Origin of the sequence: Intestinibacillus sp. NTUH-41-i26 (assembly GCF_032769475.1) — a bacterium.
Classification (GTDB): Bacteria; Bacillota; Clostridia; order Oscillospirales; family Butyricicoccaceae; genus Agathobaculum; species Agathobaculum ammoniilyticum.
Genome location: NZ_CP136477.1, coordinates 1,261,675 through 1,277,116, shown reverse-complemented (window position 1 = coordinate 1,277,116; position 15,442 = coordinate 1,261,675). Strand labels below are relative to the sequence as shown.

The 15,442-nt window shown below is 58.9% G+C and carries 16 protein-coding genes; 3 read left to right on the top strand and 13 right to left on the bottom strand.

Annotation, left to right across the window (positions count from 1 at the left end; genetic code table 11):
* Positions 1 to 20: 20 nt before the first annotated feature.
* From RX717_RS06520 to RX717_RS06505, 4 genes are all read right to left on the bottom strand, one after another.
* A complete protein-coding gene (locus RX717_RS06520; RefSeq protein WP_054326187.1) occupies positions 21 to 758 on the bottom strand; it encodes an EcsC family protein in 738 nt (245 codons plus the stop codon).
* Positions 759 to 806: 48 nt separating this feature from the next.
* Positions 807 to 1,979 (bottom strand): NAD(P)-dependent malic enzyme, encoded by a 1,173-nt coding sequence (locus RX717_RS06515; RefSeq protein ID WP_107632114.1) that lies wholly within the window; start codon positions 1,977 to 1,979, stop codon positions 807 to 809.
* Between the two features lie 96 nt (positions 1,980 to 2,075).
* Positions 2,076 to 3,440 carry an MATE family efflux transporter gene (locus tag RX717_RS06510; protein WP_107630649.1) on the bottom strand — a complete coding sequence of 455 codons (1,365 nt, stop codon included), beginning with the start codon at positions 3,438 to 3,440 and terminating at the stop codon, positions 2,076 to 2,078.
* An 88-nt stretch (positions 3,441 to 3,528) separates the two neighbouring features.
* Positions 3,529 to 3,699 (bottom strand): hypothetical protein, encoded by a 171-nt coding sequence (locus RX717_RS06505; RefSeq protein ID WP_153802370.1) that lies wholly within the window; start codon positions 3,697 to 3,699, stop codon positions 3,529 to 3,531.
* 95 nt (positions 3,700 to 3,794) lie between these two features.
* Between RX717_RS06505 and RX717_RS06500 the strand changes: the two genes are divergently transcribed.
* Positions 3,795 to 3,998 carry a helix-turn-helix domain-containing protein gene (locus tag RX717_RS06500; protein WP_082396732.1) on the top strand — a complete coding sequence of 68 codons (204 nt, stop codon included), beginning with the start codon at positions 3,795 to 3,797 and terminating at the stop codon, positions 3,996 to 3,998.
* Between the two features lie 53 nt (positions 3,999 to 4,051).
* Here the strand turns inward: RX717_RS06500 and RX717_RS06495 are convergent, their stop codons facing one another.
* Complete coding sequence (locus tag RX717_RS06495; protein WP_054326185.1) at positions 4,052 to 5,017, bottom strand: transketolase family protein; 966 nt, start codon at positions 5,015 to 5,017, stop codon at positions 4,052 to 4,054.
* 14 nt (positions 5,018 to 5,031) lie between these two features.
* A complete protein-coding gene (locus RX717_RS06490) occupies positions 5,032 to 5,883 on the bottom strand; it encodes a transketolase (RefSeq protein ID WP_054326184.1) in 852 nt (283 codons plus the stop codon).
* 560 nt (positions 5,884 to 6,443) lie between these two features.
* On the opposite strand from RX717_RS06490, the gene RX717_RS06485 reads away from it, so the two are divergent.
* On the top strand, positions 6,444 to 7,205 hold the full coding sequence (locus RX717_RS06485; RefSeq protein WP_054326183.1) for a DeoR/GlpR family DNA-binding transcription regulator: 762 nt from the start codon (positions 6,444 to 6,446) through the stop codon (positions 7,203 to 7,205).
* A gap of 56 nt (positions 7,206 to 7,261) precedes the next feature.
* Here the strand turns inward: RX717_RS06485 and RX717_RS06480 are convergent, their stop codons facing one another.
* Entirely contained in the window at positions 7,262 to 8,170 is a 909-nt protein-coding gene (locus tag RX717_RS06480) for a helix-turn-helix transcriptional regulator (RefSeq protein ID WP_107630650.1), read from the bottom strand.
* A gap of 172 nt (positions 8,171 to 8,342) precedes the next feature.
* On the opposite strand from RX717_RS06480, the gene RX717_RS06475 reads away from it, so the two are divergent.
* Positions 8,343 to 9,149 (top strand): 5-deoxy-glucuronate isomerase, encoded by an 807-nt coding sequence (locus tag RX717_RS06475; RefSeq protein ID WP_054326181.1) that lies wholly within the window; start codon positions 8,343 to 8,345, stop codon positions 9,147 to 9,149.
* A 143-nt stretch (positions 9,150 to 9,292) separates the two neighbouring features.
* On the opposite strand, the gene RX717_RS06470 is transcribed toward RX717_RS06475, so the two are convergent.
* From RX717_RS06470 to RX717_RS06445, 6 genes are all read right to left on the bottom strand, one after another.
* Positions 9,293 to 10,447: an iron-containing alcohol dehydrogenase gene (locus RX717_RS06470; RefSeq protein WP_159068036.1), complete on the bottom strand. Its 1,155-nt coding sequence runs from the start codon at positions 10,445 to 10,447 to the stop codon at positions 9,293 to 9,295.
* Positions 10,448 to 10,513: 66 nt separating this feature from the next.
* Positions 10,514 to 11,464 (bottom strand): transketolase family protein, encoded by a 951-nt coding sequence (locus RX717_RS06465; RefSeq protein WP_107630652.1) that lies wholly within the window; start codon positions 11,462 to 11,464, stop codon positions 10,514 to 10,516.
* Complete coding sequence (locus tag RX717_RS06460; protein ID WP_107630653.1) at positions 11,465 to 12,328, bottom strand: transketolase; 864 nt, start codon at positions 12,326 to 12,328, stop codon at positions 11,465 to 11,467.
* Positions 12,329 to 12,344: 16 nt separating this feature from the next.
* Positions 12,345 to 13,376 carry a zinc-dependent alcohol dehydrogenase gene (locus RX717_RS06455; protein ID WP_054326176.1) on the bottom strand — a complete coding sequence of 344 codons (1,032 nt, stop codon included), beginning with the start codon at positions 13,374 to 13,376 and terminating at the stop codon, positions 12,345 to 12,347.
* 71 nt (positions 13,377 to 13,447) lie between these two features.
* The gene (locus tag RX717_RS06450) at positions 13,448 to 14,584 is read right to left on the bottom strand and encodes a Gfo/Idh/MocA family protein (RefSeq protein ID WP_054326175.1); all 1,137 of its coding nucleotides are present in this window, start codon (positions 14,582 to 14,584) and stop codon (positions 13,448 to 13,450) included.
* Between the two features lie 39 nt (positions 14,585 to 14,623).
* Positions 14,624 to 15,421, bottom strand: coding sequence for a TIM barrel protein (locus tag RX717_RS06445; protein ID WP_159068037.1), 798 nt, complete (start codon positions 15,419 to 15,421; stop codon positions 14,624 to 14,626).
* Between the last annotated feature and the right edge of the window lie 21 nt (positions 15,422 to 15,442).

Genomic DNA, 15,442 nt, shown 5'->3' with positions numbered 1-15,442 from the left:
CCAAACTGGGGTGCGTCCGCTTATTTTTCCCTGTTCTCCTGTTCGAGCAGCCAGCGCCGCTCGTATGCCCGTGCAGCACAGGCCGTGACGCGCCGGTAGACCGGAACATTCCGCAAACCGCCCGCCAGGCCGACCAGCGGCAGCCCCTGCACGAACTTTGCCGTGAGCATCTCCTCCGCAAGCCGTCCGGCCGCCGCGTCCATACATTCCTCCAAAGAGGGTAAGGCGCCGCCAGCCGCCACCGCCTCCGCGGACGCCGCAAACCGCTCGCGCTCCTCTCCCTTGCTGAGCGAAGCCGCGACCAACAGGAGCAGGTAGCGGCGCTCCCTGTCGCTGTGACAATCAAAGCCATAGCTAAGCGCGATACGGTAAAGCCCGCGCAGCAGACCGCCGAGGAACAAGGGGATATCCGGCAGGCCGATCCCCAGCACGCCCAGCGCCGCGCCCTCCGCCAGAGCGACGCCCGTACCGCCCCGCACAGCCGACCGCGCGCCGCGGCGCAAACGGCGCAGCCGCGCCCCTGTCGCTTTCGTCCGCACTGCGGCGGCATACTGCTCATAGCGTCCGCAGAGCTGGTCGGCGTCATAAGTTTTGCCGATCAGCCCTTCCCCCTTTTCAAACACCAGCCGGAACCCCTTGCAGAACGCCAGTTCCAGCTTGCCGCGCAGGCCGTCCGGTATCTTGTCCTGTACGGTGGCAAAAACAGACGGCTTTGCTTTTTCATACCGTGCCGCCGCGCGTTTTTCCTGCTTTTCCAAGCGTTCCAGCCGCCTGCGTCCCGCTCTTTCCACGCGTGATTACGCCGTTCAGATACGGGCCACGCCCGAATCGCGCGCCGCCTGCGCGACCGCGTCCGCGACCGCCCGTATCACCTTATGGTCAAACGCCATGGGCATGATGTATTCCGCGGTCAGCTCCTCATCGGACACGCAGTACGCGATCGCCCTTGCCGCCGCGAGCTTCATCTCCTCATTGATATCTCTGGCGCGCACATCGAGCGCCCCGCGGAAAATGCCTGGGAATGCAAGCACATTATTGATCTGGTTCGGGTAGTCCGACCGTCCGGTGCCGACCACCGCCGCGCCGCCCTTTTTGGCGTCCTCCGGCCAGATCTCAGGTACCGGATTGGCCATGGCAAACACCATCGGCTTCGCCGACATGGTGGAAACCATTTCCGCAGTCAACACCTGCGGTGCCGACATGCCGAAGAACACATCCGCGCCCTTGACTGCGTCCGCGAGCGCGCCGGTCAAGTGCGCGCGGTTGGTCAGCTTTGCCATCTCCGCCTGCGCGGGATTGAGACGCTCGTCCCCTTCGCAGACGATGCCAAAGCGCTCCACCATCGTGATATGCTGCACGCCGAGGAACATCAGGAACTTTGTCACCGCGATCGCGGCCGCGCCGCAGCCATTGACCACCATCCGGATATCCTCCACCCTGCGGCCGGTCAGCCGGCAGGCGTTAATCAGCGCCGCGCCGCAGCACACCGCCGTTCCATGCTGATCGTCATGGAATACCGGAATGTCGCAAACCTCCTTGAGCTTTCGCTCGATCTCAAAGCAGCGCGGCGCGGCGATATCCTCCAGATTAATGCCGCCGAACGAACCCGAAATAAGCTGGATGGTGCGTACGATCTCGTCCACATCCTTGGAGGCCACGCACAGTGGGAACGCGTCCACATCCGCAAACGCCTTGAACAGCGCGCATTTGCCCTCCATCACCGGCATGCCGGCGACAGGGCCGATATCGCCCAAGCCGAGTACCGCTGTGCCGTCCGTAATAACCGCAACCAGGTTATGCCGGCGGGTATAAGTATAGCTCAGCGACGGGTCATCCTTAATTTTAAGGCACGGCTCGGCCACGCCCGGCGTATAGGCGACCGAAAGGTCCTCCTTGCTGTTTACCTCACACCGAGCAACGACCTCGATCTTGCCGCCCCACTGCTCATGCGCCTTGAGCGCGCGTTCTTTCAAATCCATATCGCTTTCCTCCATAGCTTTTTTGCGCCTGTTTTTTTCTATCGCTATTTTACAACAAAAAACCCGTGCTGCATAGGGGCAGAATGGAAAAAGCCGTCAGTTCTCTGCCTCCCGCCTGCGCATCAGCCGTGGAAACAGCAGGATAAACGCCGCGCCCGAAACCGTTGCGGACAGGATATCCGATATCGGCTCGGCATACAGCAGCGTCGTTGCGGAAAATAGCGCGGGCAGGAGATACACGCCGGCGAAAAAGATACCCTTGCGGAGCAGGGAGAACGTCAACCCCCAGCGTACCAGCCCCATGCCGGTCATGCCGTCTACAAAGGGGTACTGGATCGCCAGGCCGAGTACCCCCAGCGTATAGGTGCGTATCATCCAGGCCGCCTGCTCGATATGTACCGGATCCGTGGTAAAGATACGGACAAAAGGCGTGGCCATGGTCTGCGCAATCACAAACATAACAGCGGTAAAAATGAAGCACAGCAATACGATGCGCTTCTCCGCGCGCATGACGCGGCGGGTATCCCCCGCGCCGTAGTTATAGCCCAGAATAGACTGCGTACCCGCTGTGATGCCGCCCAGCGGCATGGTGATGATCAGCATAAAGCTCTGCAGGATAGCCGCGCACGCGATCAGCATGTCGCTGTCCGCGCCGCCGTATTTGCGCAGCATCACGTTCACCGAAATGAGCAGCACGTTATCCAGCGCGATAATCAGCGCCGGCGACAGGCCGACCTGAAAAATACGCCGGATCCAGCCGAAATGCAGCGGACAGTTCGTTATGCCCACCAGCGCGCGGCGGCTGAACAGGAACCGCAGCGTATACATGGCCGAGCAGACCTGCGAAAGCACGGTCGCCACGGCGGCGCCGCGCACCCCCATATCCAGCGCGAAGATGCAGACCGGATCAAGCGCAATATTGACAGCCGCGCCCAGCATGACCGACCGCATCGCCGTGCCGGAAAAGCCCTGGCTCATCACAATCTGGTTCAGCCCCACACTGAGGAGCGCGAACACCGTCCCCAGCACATAGGTGGTAAAGTACGCCTCCGCATAGGGCCAAAGCTGCTCGCTCGCGCCGAATGCAAACAGGATCGGCCTGCGCAGCACCACCACCGGCACTGTGACTACAACCGAAAGCGCCAGGAGCAGATAAAAGCTGTTGGCAACGATCTGGCGCGCGCCCTCCAAGTCCTGCCGCCCCATACGGATGCTCATAAGCGGCCCGCCGCCAAAGCCCACCAGCGCGGCAAACGCCGTAATCATCGTCACAACCGGCGCGCAGACGCCTACGCCCGCCAGCGCCTCCGCGCCGACCTCCGCAATATGGCCGACGTACATCCGGTCGACCACGCTGTACAAAATATTGACGAACTGCGCCAGCATCGCCGGAATGGCGAGCTGCAGCACCAGCTTCCCCTCTGGTGCAGTCCCAAGCGGGCTGTCCAACTGCTGCGCCATCAACCCTACCTCTTTCTCTCTGATATACCCTTATTATAGGAGTCGGGCCTGCTTTCGTAAAGGGGGACTTGCTGTTTTTCCCGCGTTTTTATTGCTCCGTTTGAGCCGGCTGGTAATTCGCGCAGGCGGCTTTGTCCTCATAGCGCAGTTTACCGCGCGGATAGGTGCAGTGGCCGCCACGGGTCCGGCGAAATCCGCAGCCCTTTATTTTTACATAGTGCGGCCGGTAATGCTTACAGGTTTTGCATTTCTTTTCCATTCAAATCACCTCATTTCAATTTTACTATCAAACGATAGTAAAATCAACATATTTATTGAAAGTATAGGTAAACTATATTATATGAGGTGAATGCTATGTATCATTATCCGCGTTTACGGCATATGCGCGAGGATTCTGACACCAGTCAGATTCAACTTGCAGAATATCTGAAAATCGACCAACGCACTTATAGTAATTACGAAACTGGTAAACGTGAAATACCGGTGCATTTATTGATCCGCTTAGCGCAATATTATGGGGTTTCGCTTGATTACCTCGTTGGGTTAAGCGACCGATAGCGCTATATAAAAAGCGGCAGCCAAAGCTGCCGCTTTTTCCATTATGGAATGCCTTACTTGCGGGAGATCGCTTTTTTCGCCGCCGCCACGATATCGTCGGCAGTGAGGTTGTACTCCTTGCGCAGAAAATCCTCCGGACCAACCTGGCCGAAGCGGTCCTGCACACCCACCATTTCCATCGGTACGGGCGCGTTCTTGACCAGGCAGTTCGCTACGACGCTGCCCAAGCCACAGCCGACCTGATGGTTCTCTGCGGTGACGATACAGCCGCACTCCGCAGCGCACTTCTTAACCAGCTCTTCATCCAGCGGCTTCCAGGTGAACATATCCACAACCTTTGCGGAGATCCCCTCAGCCTTGAGCGCTTCCTCCGCCTTGAGCGCCTCATCCACCAGGATACCAGAGGCGATGATTGCAACATCCTTACCGTCGCGCAGCTCAATGCCCTTGCCGATCTCAAAGTCCGAACCGTCCGCATACACTGTGGTGAAGCCCTTACGGACCAGACGGGTGTAGGAGAACTTGCCCGACGCCGCCAGCTTGCCGGTCAGGCAGTTGAGCATCGCGTAGTCGGTCGGGTCGATAACGACCGCGTCCGGCACGGACAGATACAGCGCCATATCCTCAAACGGCATATGGGTGCCGCCGTTGAACGCCGCGCAGACGCCCGGGTCTGAGCCGATCACATGCACCGGCAGGCCGGCGTAGGCCGCGGACATAAACGCCTGATCAAACGCGCGGCGGGACGCGAACGGACCGAACGAGTGCATGAACACGGTCTTGCCGGTGGCGGTCAGGCCCGCGGCGATACCCATTGCGTTCGCTTCCGCGATACCGGCATTGTATACATTGTTCGGAAATTCCTTGGCCAGCTTGCCCACGTTGCTGCAGCCCTCAAGGTCGCAGTCAATATGTACGACAGGCTCGCCCTTTGCCATCAGGTCATGTACCGCAGTGACATATGCGTCACGCATTGCACGGGAATCCTTCTCGTGCTTGCCAATCAAAGTAAAGCTCATTTGCATCCCCTCCCTTACTGTGCCTTGACAGCGGCATACGCCGCTTCAGAGGCCTTAATCGCTTCGTCCCACTGCTCGGGAGTCGGCTGCGAAGAATGCGCGCCGGACGGCTCTGCAAACGTCGCGCCCTTGCCCTTGACAGTGTTCAAAACGATACAGGTGGGCTTGCCCTTTACATCGTATGCCAGCTGCACCGCGTCGTAGATCGCCTCCACGTCGTTGCCATCCGGCAGATCGATCACATTCCAGCCGAACGCGTCGAACTTCGCGCCGATGCCCTTGCCGTGGCTCATAACGTCCTCGCACGCACCGTCAAGCTGGCGCTTGTTATAGTCGACAAAGCAGATCAGGTGGTCGAGCTTATAATGCGCGGCAAACTGGGCCGCTTCCCAAACCTGGCCCTCGTCGCACTCGCCATCGCCGACGAACACGAACACATGGCTGTCGCGTCCGTCCATTTTGTTGCCGAGCGCCGCGCCGACAGCCGTGGACATGCCCTGGCCGAGCGAGCCGGTCGTCAGATCGACGCCGGGGGTCTTCTGGCGGTCGGTGTGGGACGGGAAGTTGGTGTGGGGCTTATTGAGGGTATACGCTTCCTCAACCGGATAGAAGCCCTTGAGCCCAAGGGTGGCATACATGGCCGGTCCGGCATGTCCCTTGGACATGACGCACCAGTCACGGTCCTCCCAGCGCGGGTTCTTCGGGTCGATGTTCATAACACCGCCGTAGAGCACCGCCAGAGCGTCCGCAACCGACATCGAGCCGCCTACATGGCCGAAGCCCAGCGAACCGATCGTCTTGAGCGTTTCGAGACGGATCTGCGCTGCAAATACGCGTAGCTCCTGCATTTTTTCTGCTTTCTGCATTGCATACACCTGCCTAATTCTATATCAGTATTTTCTCTCCGCGGAACAGATTCCGGAACACGGCCGTCCTGCCGGACACCGTTTTCGTTTACAGTGTACCACCAAACCAACCAGATTTCAACCAATATCCAAGCATTTGTTAACAAAAATTTGCCCCTTATTTTTACACCGCATGATAATTTTCACGAGGCGCGCGAACGCTTCAAAGGCAGTATTCCCCTTTGATTTGTTTGGTTTTTCCGTATTTTCCGCGCAGGCCCCCCTGTTTTATCTGCTTTTCCTGCAAAAATCATGCCAGCGCGCACTTGCGCACAATGCAACAAACACAAAACCACATTCTATGCATCAGGAAATAATTTTTTACCCATAACTTAACCACTTTTTCCAGCTCGCAAGTATGCGCGGTCCCGTTACCGCGCTATAAACCCCCTGTTTTCCATATCAAAAAATGCCGATTTTGGCATGATGCGGCACAGTGGACATTTTTCTGAATCTTTGATAAACTAAATATCAGTAAATCTGCCATACCTTTAATGGCCCGCGATTGGGGAATGAGGAAGATGAAAGTCAGCCGTTTAAATGCCATAGAGCAGTATGTCATCTCGCACGAAACGGTCAGCATTGACGAGCTGTGCGAGGTTTTCGAGGTTTCCAAGAACACGATCCGCCGCGACCTGAACGAGTTGGAAATGCGCGGGCATATTACAAAGGTATATGGCGGCGTTACCGCCACGGTACCCTCCGGCGCAGTACCCACGCCGATCCGTTCCAGTCTCAATCCGGCGGACAAGTCGCTGATCGGCCGCATGGCCGCTGAGGAGGTCGCGGACGGGGACACCATATTTATCGACTCCGGCACAACCACACTCTGCCTGCTGCGTTATCTGGTGGCGAAAAACCGCATCACCATTATCACGCATTCGCTCGGTGCGTTGAGCGAAGCGGCAAAATACGAAAACCTGAACATCATCTCGCTCGGCGGCATCTACAGCCCCACGACCGATTCGTTCGTCGGCCTGTCCACGATCGAAGCGCTTTCCAACATGCGGATCAACAAGGCGTTCATGGGCGCAACAGGGGTTTCCCTGACCGCCGGCATGACCAACACCACTTTCCTCGAAGCGGAGATCAAGCGCGCGGTCGTCCACCGTGCAGACAGCATCTACTGCATGGCGGATTCCTCCAAGATCGGGCGCGAGGCCATCGTCACCTTTTGCCACTTAAAGGATCTGACCGGCTTCATCACCGATCGGGAGCCTGCCAAGGAATATGTCAGCCTTTGCAAGCAGGAAAACATCAAGCTGCGGTTTGCTGGCAACTGACGCTTTGCGTATAAAAACCAACCGGCGGAAGCAGGACGCTTCCGCCGGTATTCTTTTCAATGCGCGCGCCCAACAGGCGTTGCGGCGAATTCCCTGTTGTTTTTCCGGTAGACCGATGGCGGGACGCCGTAAGCCTCCCGAAACCGCTTGATAAAATAGCTGAAATTTTCATAACCGACGCGCAGCCCAATCTCCATGACCGGAAGGCTGCTTGTCCGCAGCAGGCGCGCCGCCCTTTCGGTACGCAGGAAATTGACATGCTGCATCAGCGTCCGGCCGAAGCTTTCCCGAAACAATGTGCTGAAATACTGAGGGGAAAGCCCAAACGCCGCCGCTACGTCCGGAAGCCGGACCGGCTCCGTAAAATGCTCATCCAGATAATCCACGATCGCTTTTTTCTGCCGCAGTCGTTCATCCGCGCCGCAGGGCGCGTCCACTTTTTCTATCAACGAATAGTCCGCGCACACCGCCACGATCTCCAGCAGGGCCGCCTTGGCTGTCAGCCGCCAACCCAAGCTTTGCCGAAGGCAGGCACAAACGAGACGGGCCAGCAGCCTGTGCAGCGCCTTTTGCCCCGCCTCCCCTTTCCGTACTTGCCTGGGGAAGCGCAGATGTCCCTCGGCCAGCGGTTCCAGCAGGCTGGTTTCAGCATCGTCGGCGCGGGCAAACTCCAACAGTTCCAGCGAAAACAAGAACGAGTGAAACTGGTTCCCCTGCCCCGTCGCCCGTATTTCATGCAGTTCTTCACTTCCGATGAAAAAAATATCTCCGCGCGTTCCCTGGTATGCACGGTCGGCTATGACAAGCGAAACCGTCCCCGCATCGACAATGACGATCTCGCTTTCCGTATGCCAGTGGAACGGCACGCGGTCAACCACGTCCGCCTCGCTCCCGTCCAGCGCGGGATATATGCGGAGGGGAATGCCGGCAGCGGCCTCTTTCTGCTTTTCACTTTGTGCTTCCATCCATCCCCCTCCTTAAAATCATGTTATTAACCGAGAATATATTGCAAGTATTTTCCGCATTATCTGCTATAATTATAGAATAACAGACTGGTCTTTACAATCCGCGGACAGAAAATATTTTTTATTGAATCACGGGCCAGAAAACCACCGATGCCGCATGGAGGGACAGCATATGTATATGGATAAGCAGGTCAAGCGGGGATATAATGAATATCTCCGTTTGGAAGAAGGATACGGAAAAAAAGCCATGATGGACGTCGGGCTTCTTGTCATGGAGGCCGGCGACACCATCTCTTTGCGGGAGGACCGCAAGGAGATGGCCGCGCTGGTGTTCGACGGACGCTGCACGCTGGAATGGGAAGGGCAGGCCCGCGACGTGGACCGTCCCAACCCGCTTGATTACAACCCATCCTGCCTGCACGTCTGCAAGGGCGTCGAAGTCCGGATCACCGCTCATGGAGCCTGCCATATTTACATTCAAAAAACAGAGAACGACACGGTTTTCCCCTGCCGCATGTACGGGCCGGAGGATACCGACACTTGGCCGCGCGGCGACCAGGGCGAGCTGATGGGCTGCACTAAGCGCGATGTCCGTACCTGCTTCGATCTGGATAACGCGCCGTATTCCAACATGGTTTTGGGCGAGGTCGTCAACCTGCCGGGCAAATGGTCCTCCTACCCACCGCATCACCACCCCCAGCCCGAGGTATATTTTTACCGTTTCGATCACCCCAGCGGCTTTGGCGCGGGCTGGGGCGACGGGGAGTTATATGAGACCCACCACAACGGCCTGGCTCTGATTACAAAAGGGATGCACCCGCAGGTCACCGCCCCCGGCTATACCTGCTGCTATGCCTGGGGAATCCGGCACCTGCCCGGCAACCCGTGGGACAAGACCCGCATCGACGACACTGCGCATCTCTGGCTGACCGAACCGGATGCCAACGCGCACATCTGGCACTGTCCCACAGGGAACTGACCCCGCCACCCTTTCCAACCCAACACAAAACCGGTGTTTTATTCTAAGAATAAAACACCGGTTTTTGTAAGAGAGAGAAGCGGCCGCTATTTCACGGTCGCAAGGCGGCTGCGCCCTCTGCGCCGGCCGCCCGCCGTTTTCCATCAATACGCCGCATAGGTATAGGAGATGTATTCCCTGATCTCCTCCATACTGGGCGCGCCGGGTGCGTTGCCGAACGCCCCGTCATGCGCGAACTGCTCCGCGGAAGCCAGGCAGTCCTCCAGCAAGAAGCCGGATTCGCGCAGCGATTTGATCTGTAGTTCTTTCATCAGCCCAACCACGCGCTGCGCCAGCGTCTCCGCAAGCTCCATGGTTCCGGTTTCCGCAGTGCAGGCGACCCCCATTGCCTCGGCGACTTCCTCCAGATTCCTGCGCTCACCATATTTGGCGGTATAGACCATGACGCCCGGCAACCCCCACGCGCAGCCCAATCCGTGCGGCACATGATGGCGCGCGCCGAACGTCTGGCTGAAGCTGTGTCCGATCTGGCAGCCGCAGGCGGAGATCGCCATGCCGCCCAGGCTCGCGGCCAGGGACATCGCCTCTCGCGCCTGCGCATTCTTCGGCTCTTTTACGGCGACCGGAAGCCACTGCAGCGTCAGCCGAATGCCCTCCTTGCCGAAAATATAGCCATACGGGTTGTAATTCCGGTTCGTGATCGCCTCCACGCAGTGCGCCAGCACATCCATGCCGGTCGCGGCGGTCACACCCGCAGGCACGGAGTAGGTCAGCGCCGGATCGACGATTGCCAGATCCGGCTTATACACCGGCATTTCCTTGGCGCCGGTTTCCACATCGCCGATGACCGCCCACTGCGACAATTCGCTGCCCGTACCCGAGGTCGTGCTCAGCGTGATCAGCTTGAGGGTATGCTCCGCCTCCTCTATCCCATAGTAGTCGCGGATGGTCGTACCATTCTGGCTGATGACGATGCCGACCGCCTTTGCGGTGTCCAGCGTGCTGCCGCCGCCGACCGCCACAACGCCGTCGATCGCGTGCTCCCGCACATAGACCGCGCCCGCGTCGCAGATATCGCTCGGTGCGTCCGCACGGCACCGGTCGAACACGAACACCTCCAGGCCGGCGTCTTTCAGCGCATCGATGACCGGCGTTACCACACCGAATTCGCACAGCGCCTGTTCGGTGCAGACCATTACCCGATGCATGCCGAGCGCCTTTGCACGCTCCCCTGTCTCCCCGGAAGCGCCCGTCCCGAACAGCGTGGGGCAAAAGGTGTTCCACATATAAACGCTCATCTTATGTCCTCCTCTGCGCGTTCCGGCCGCTCCGCCACGCAGGGCGGGCCGACCGAAGCACCGCATTTATCCTAACAGCTTGCTCACATATTCCCAAACGGCTTCCGGGTCATAGCCGTACAGGTGATACAGGTCCTCCGCGCTGCCAAAGCCCGGGTACACCTGCGGGATGCCGAAGCGCTTGAACGATTTGAGTGCGATACCGTTGTCGCACAGCAGGTCCGCAACCGCGCTGGCCAGGCCGTTTTTCATCAAGTGGTCCTCCCAAACGATGATGCGGCCGGTTTCCTCGGCGGCCTTGCGCACGATCTCTTCGTCCAGCGGCTTGACCGTGAACATATCGATCACGCGCATACCGATGCCAGCCTTCTTTGCCTTGTCGTGCAGCTGCAGCGCATAGCTGACCATCTCGCCGCAGGCGATGATGGTGATATCCTTTCCGTCCCGCGCCAGGTGGCCCTTGCCGATCTCAAACCTGTCCTCCGCCGTGTACAGCACGCGGTTTTCCTTGCCTGGGTCAATGCGGATGGAAAGCGGGCCTTCGTAATACAGGCTTTTCTCGATGATTTGGCGCAGCTGCACCGGATCGGATGCCGCGCAGACCGTCATGTTGACCAGCGAGGAATACAGCGCCATGTCCTCCATCGCATAATGGGTGGAGCCGCCGTTGCCGGTCAGTCCCGCATAGTTGGCGATGAGGCGCACCGGCAGGTTGGGATAGCATACATCCGTGCGCACCTGTTCGAGCGCGCGCATGCTCATGAACGGCATCATGCCGATGATGAACGGGATGTTCCCGTCATACGCCAGGCCGGCCGATACGCCGACCACATCCTGCTCCGCGATGCCGGTGTCGATGAAACGGTCCGGATATTTCTCATGAAACTCCTTGCAGCCGAAGCCGATATCCGGCGTGAGCAGCCAGACGCGGCTATCCTTTCCGCCAAGCTCCGCTATCGTGTCGCCCACCACAGAACGCGCGGAGTTATATTCATCCAGAGTATATGACTGCTTCATTTATAACTCCTTTCTCTGCCGGTCCAGCGCCGCGTCCAGGTCGGCCAGCGCGGTCTGCAGATCCGCATCGTTCATGCTGCCCGCATGCCATTTGATCTCCCGTTCCATAAAGGAAATATTCTTGCCCTTGACCGTGTCCGCGATAACCGCGGTCGGCACGCCGCTGCTGCTTTCCGGCAGGCGCTCGAGCGCGTCGGCCACCTGCTGCATGTCGTTGCCATCCGCAATCTCGATCACGTTCCAGCCGAACGCGCGCCATTTATCCGCATAGGGGGCGAGCTTAATCGAATCCTCGGAAAAGCTGGTCATGAGCTGCCTGTTGCGGTCCACGACCGCCACCAGATTGCCCAGGCCAAGCGCGTGGCCCGCCATCGCAGCCTCCCACACTGAGCCTTCACAGGTCTCGCCGTCACCCATCAGGCAAAACACGCGGTTCCGGCGCCCCTTCTGGCGGGACGAGGCCGCTAGGCCGACGCTGAGCGGCAGGCCGTGGCCGAGCGAACCAGTGGAGGCGTCCAGCATCGGCAGTCGGGTCTTGCAGGGATGTTGTCCGAACTTGCTGCCCACCTGGCCGTAGGTCTCGCAGATCTCCTGGTAATCAAAAAACCCCTTTTGCGCCATCACGATGTACATGCCGACCGCGCCGTGTCCCTTGCTGAGAATGAAGCGGTCGCGGGCGGGGTCCTGCTCCCGTTCGGGAGAGACGTTCATCGTGCGGTGGAACAGGCAGGTCAGCACATCGAGCATGGACATGTCGCCGCCCATATGGATGTTGCCGCTGTACGCCCCGCACAGTTTGCACAGGTCGCGGCGCGCCTGGTATGCCAGCTCGGTCAGGCGCAATACCTCTTTTTTATCTACCATTCCGCGCTGTCCTTTCTCACAGGTCCATGGAAACGAATACCTTGCCGCACTGGCGGCTCGCCGCCAGGTCGAGCGCCTCCTGATAACGGGAGGCCGGTATCACATCGGTCACGATCTTATCGAGCGGCAGAATGCCGGATTCTATGATCTGCGCGACCTTGCGCATATAATACTTGCCCAGATAGCCGCCGTAAACCTCGATCTCGTTCTTGAGCAGCTCGGCGACCGGAAATTCCGGGCGGGCCAGCTCATCGTGTCCGAACTGCAGCACCTTGCCGTGCGGCCGCACCAGATAGACGCAGTCCACCAGCATCGCGGCCACCGCCTCTACACAGTGGTCCACGCCCAGACCGCCGGTTTCCTCCTTGACAATCTGCTGCAGGTTCTCGGTATCTGGATTGACCACGCGGGTCGCGCCGACCTCCAGCGCCAGCTTGCGGCGGTGTTCGATCGGCTCGGAAACGATGATCTTGCGGCAGCCGTTCGCCTTGAGCAGCGCGATGAACATCAGGCCGATCGGGCCGGCGCCCAGTACGCATGCGGTATCGCCCACATGCACGTTCAGCTTTTCCAGCGCGCAGCCGCAGCCCGCGAGCGGCTCGGCCACGCCCATCAGCTCAGGCTTGGTTTCCGGCGCTACCTTATAGCAGTACTGCTTGGGCAGTACGACGTAATTGGTCAGGCCGCCATCCGCGAACACGCCGCGTGAGCTGACGTGCTGGCAGGCTTCGGGCAGACCGGCCAGGCAGTTGTCGCACTCGCCGCAGGGGCCGTGTGGGTCGATGACCACCTTATCGCCCGGCTTGAGGTCGGTGACGCCTTCGCCCACCTCCGCGACCTCGCCGCAGAACTCATGGCCGAAAATAATATCCTGCTTGCACGGATGCTTCTGGGGCGTGGCAAAAATATTCACGTCCGTACCGCAGACCGCGCAGCCGTAACTTTTGATCTTGACATCGTTCCGGTTCTTGATCTCGGGAATAGGGCGGTCCTCATAGGCGAATTGGCCCGGCCCCTTGTAAACGATTGCCTTCTGCATGTTTGCCATTGTCTTTTCCTCCTGTTCCGGTCCGGCACGGACAGGGCCGGCCGCCCTGCCCCTGCCAGGCCGTTCTGCTCTTAGTTGATCTCCACCCACTTGGAGTTGTTCTGCGCGCTCTCAACGACAGCGTGGAAGAACTTGACGCCGTTGACGCCGGTTTCCACATCCGGAAAGTCCAGATCCTCCTCGGTCGGGGTCTCGCCGTTTTTGAGCTTGAGGATCGTGTCGATCACGCTGCGGTAGATATTGGCGATCGCGATATAGTAGCCTTCCGGATGGCCGAACGGCACGCGCGCCAGCTTGCCTGCGGGTACGTCGATGCCGTCGCCTGCGCGGCAGAGCGTGCGGGGCGCCTCGCCCTTTTTGATGTAAACCACTTCGTCCGGACGGGTCTGGTGCCACTCCAGGCAGCCCTCCGTACCCATGATCCGCAGGTCGATTTCGTTGGGGCAGCCGCAGGCTACCTGGGTGAACCAGTAAGCACCGTGAACGCCGTTTTCATACTCCAGAATAATGTTGTCGTTCAGGTCCAGCTTTTTGCCGAACGTATCAGTCGTGGCCAGCAGGCGCTTGATCTTCAGGCCGGTGACATAGTGTACCAGATGCTCGACATGCGTGCCATCGTCCGCGCAGGTGTTGGAGATGCCGCTATACTTGGGATCGGTGCGCCAGATACGGCCGTTGACCTGCTCCTTTTCGGCCAGCAGGCTGAGGAAGCTGTTCTCAATATAGTTGGCATTGACCGCGATGATCTGGCCGATGTCGCCGCGCGCAATCATCTGCTTCATGACCTTGCACATAACATAGCCGGAATAGCAGTAGTCCACCGCGAACACCAGTTTTTTCTCCTTGGCAATGCGGGCCAGGTCCTCGGCTTCTTCCACGGTCAGGGTGAGGGGCTTCTCACACACGACGTTGATGCCGTGCTCCAGAAAGGTCTTGGCAGCGGAGTAATGCACAAAGTTCGGCGTGCAGATGGAAACGAAATCGATCTTGCCAGCCTCAGCCTTTGCCATATCCTCCGCGTTGTAATACACGCGGGATTTATCAACGTGGTACGCCTCCGCGCACTCGTCATTCAGCTCGTCGATCGCGGAAAAGCAGCCGCAGACCAGCTTCGCGCGCGGATCCAGGCCCAGCGCCTTGCGGTGGCACTCGCCGATCAGAGCTTTCAGGTCGCCGCCTACCATACCGTACGTTACTTCCTTGAACATTTTGTCGTCCTCCTTAAAAATTGATGATAGTGGTTGGTTTTATTTTGAAATGGAATCGCAAAGCTTTTTGACTGCGGGGAAGCCGGCCTCGGTGTTCCCTGCCGGAAAATATTCAAAGCAGACCGTCCCCGCGTAGCCGCTTTCCGCCACGCCGCGCAGCAGGAAATCAAAGTTGATCTCCCCCGTTCCCGGCTCGTGCCGGTCGGGCGCGTCCGCCAGATGGATGTATTTCACCACGCCCAGGTTGTTGGTGATGCTGCGCAGCAGGTTCCCGTGCATCAACTGCATATGGAACACATCGCACAGCAGACCGACCCGCTCCGAACCGACCGCGCGCACGATGTCCGCGCCCTCCTCGGTTGTGGTCAGCGACATGCCCGCGTCGCCCCCCAAATTGTTAAGCGGTTCGACCAGGGCGGTCACCCCGTTTGCCTCCAGCACCGGCGCCAGCCTGGTAAGCGTATGCGTGATGTTGGCAAGCATCGCGGTATGGCTGTACTGGTCGCGGAAGTCCGCGCAGCCGTTTGGCGTAAAGTGATTTGGGAACAGGATCAGCTTGTCGCAGCTCAGCATTTTCGCCGCGTCGAGCGACTGCCGGATCCAGTCGATACAGTCCTGGCTGTGCGCCCGATCACACAGGGAGTAGATACTGGTGCCGCTGAACGCTTTGACGGACACGCCCCGTTCCTGGCAGACCCGCCGGATGTCCGCGAGGTCCTTGTCGTGCCAGCTCCAGAATTCGATCGCCCGAAATCCCGCCGCGCTGACCCGCTCGATTTTCTCGCATACCTCCATGCCTGGATAAATGGTTTCAATATTAATCGCAAAATCTATCATGTCTTCTGTCTTCACCTTCTT

Bases quoted from the DNA above. Each gene is read 5' to 3' on its own strand.
- RX717_RS06515 (WP_107632114.1), bottom strand. From the start codon at position 1,979: ATGGATTTGAAAGAACGCGCGCTCAAGGCGCATGAGCAGTGGGGCGGC.
- RX717_RS06510 (WP_107630649.1), bottom strand. From the start codon at position 3,440: ATGGCGCAGCAGTTGGACAGCCCGCTTGGGACTGCACCAGAGGGGAAG.
- RX717_RS06505 (WP_153802370.1), bottom strand. From the start codon at position 3,699: ATGGAAAAGAAATGCAAAACCTGTAAGCATTACCGGCCGCACTATGTA.
- RX717_RS06500 (WP_082396732.1), top strand. From the start codon at position 3,795: ATGTATCATTATCCGCGTTTACGGCATATGCGCGAGGATTCTGACACC.
- RX717_RS06495 (WP_054326185.1), bottom strand. From the start codon at position 5,017: ATGAGCTTTACTTTGATTGGCAAGCACGAGAAGGATTCCCGTGCAATG.
- RX717_RS06490 (WP_054326184.1), bottom strand. From the start codon at position 5,883: ATGCAGAAAGCAGAAAAAATGCAGGAGCTACGCGTATTTGCAGCGCAG.
- RX717_RS06485 (WP_054326183.1), top strand. From the start codon at position 6,444: ATGAAAGTCAGCCGTTTAAATGCCATAGAGCAGTATGTCATCTCGCAC.
- RX717_RS06480 (WP_107630650.1), bottom strand. From the start codon at position 8,170: ATGGAAGCACAAAGTGAAAAGCAGAAAGAGGCCGCTGCCGGCATTCCC.
- RX717_RS06475 (WP_054326181.1), top strand. From the start codon at position 8,343: ATGTATATGGATAAGCAGGTCAAGCGGGGATATAATGAATATCTCCGT.
- RX717_RS06470 (WP_159068036.1), bottom strand. From the start codon at position 10,447: ATGAGCGTTTATATGTGGAACACCTTTTGCCCCACGCTGTTCGGGACG.
- RX717_RS06465 (WP_107630652.1), bottom strand. From the start codon at position 11,464: ATGAAGCAGTCATATACTCTGGATGAATATAACTCCGCGCGTTCTGTG.
- RX717_RS06460 (WP_107630653.1), bottom strand. From the start codon at position 12,328: ATGGTAGATAAAAAAGAGGTATTGCGCCTGACCGAGCTGGCATACCAG.
- RX717_RS06455 (WP_054326176.1), bottom strand. From the start codon at position 13,376: ATGGCAAACATGCAGAAGGCAATCGTTTACAAGGGGCCGGGCCAATTC.
- RX717_RS06450 (WP_054326175.1), bottom strand. From the start codon at position 14,584: ATGTTCAAGGAAGTAACGTACGGTATGGTAGGCGGCGACCTGAAAGCT.
- RX717_RS06445 (WP_159068037.1), bottom strand. From the start codon at position 15,421: ATGATAGATTTTGCGATTAATATTGAAACCATTTATCCAGGCATGGAG.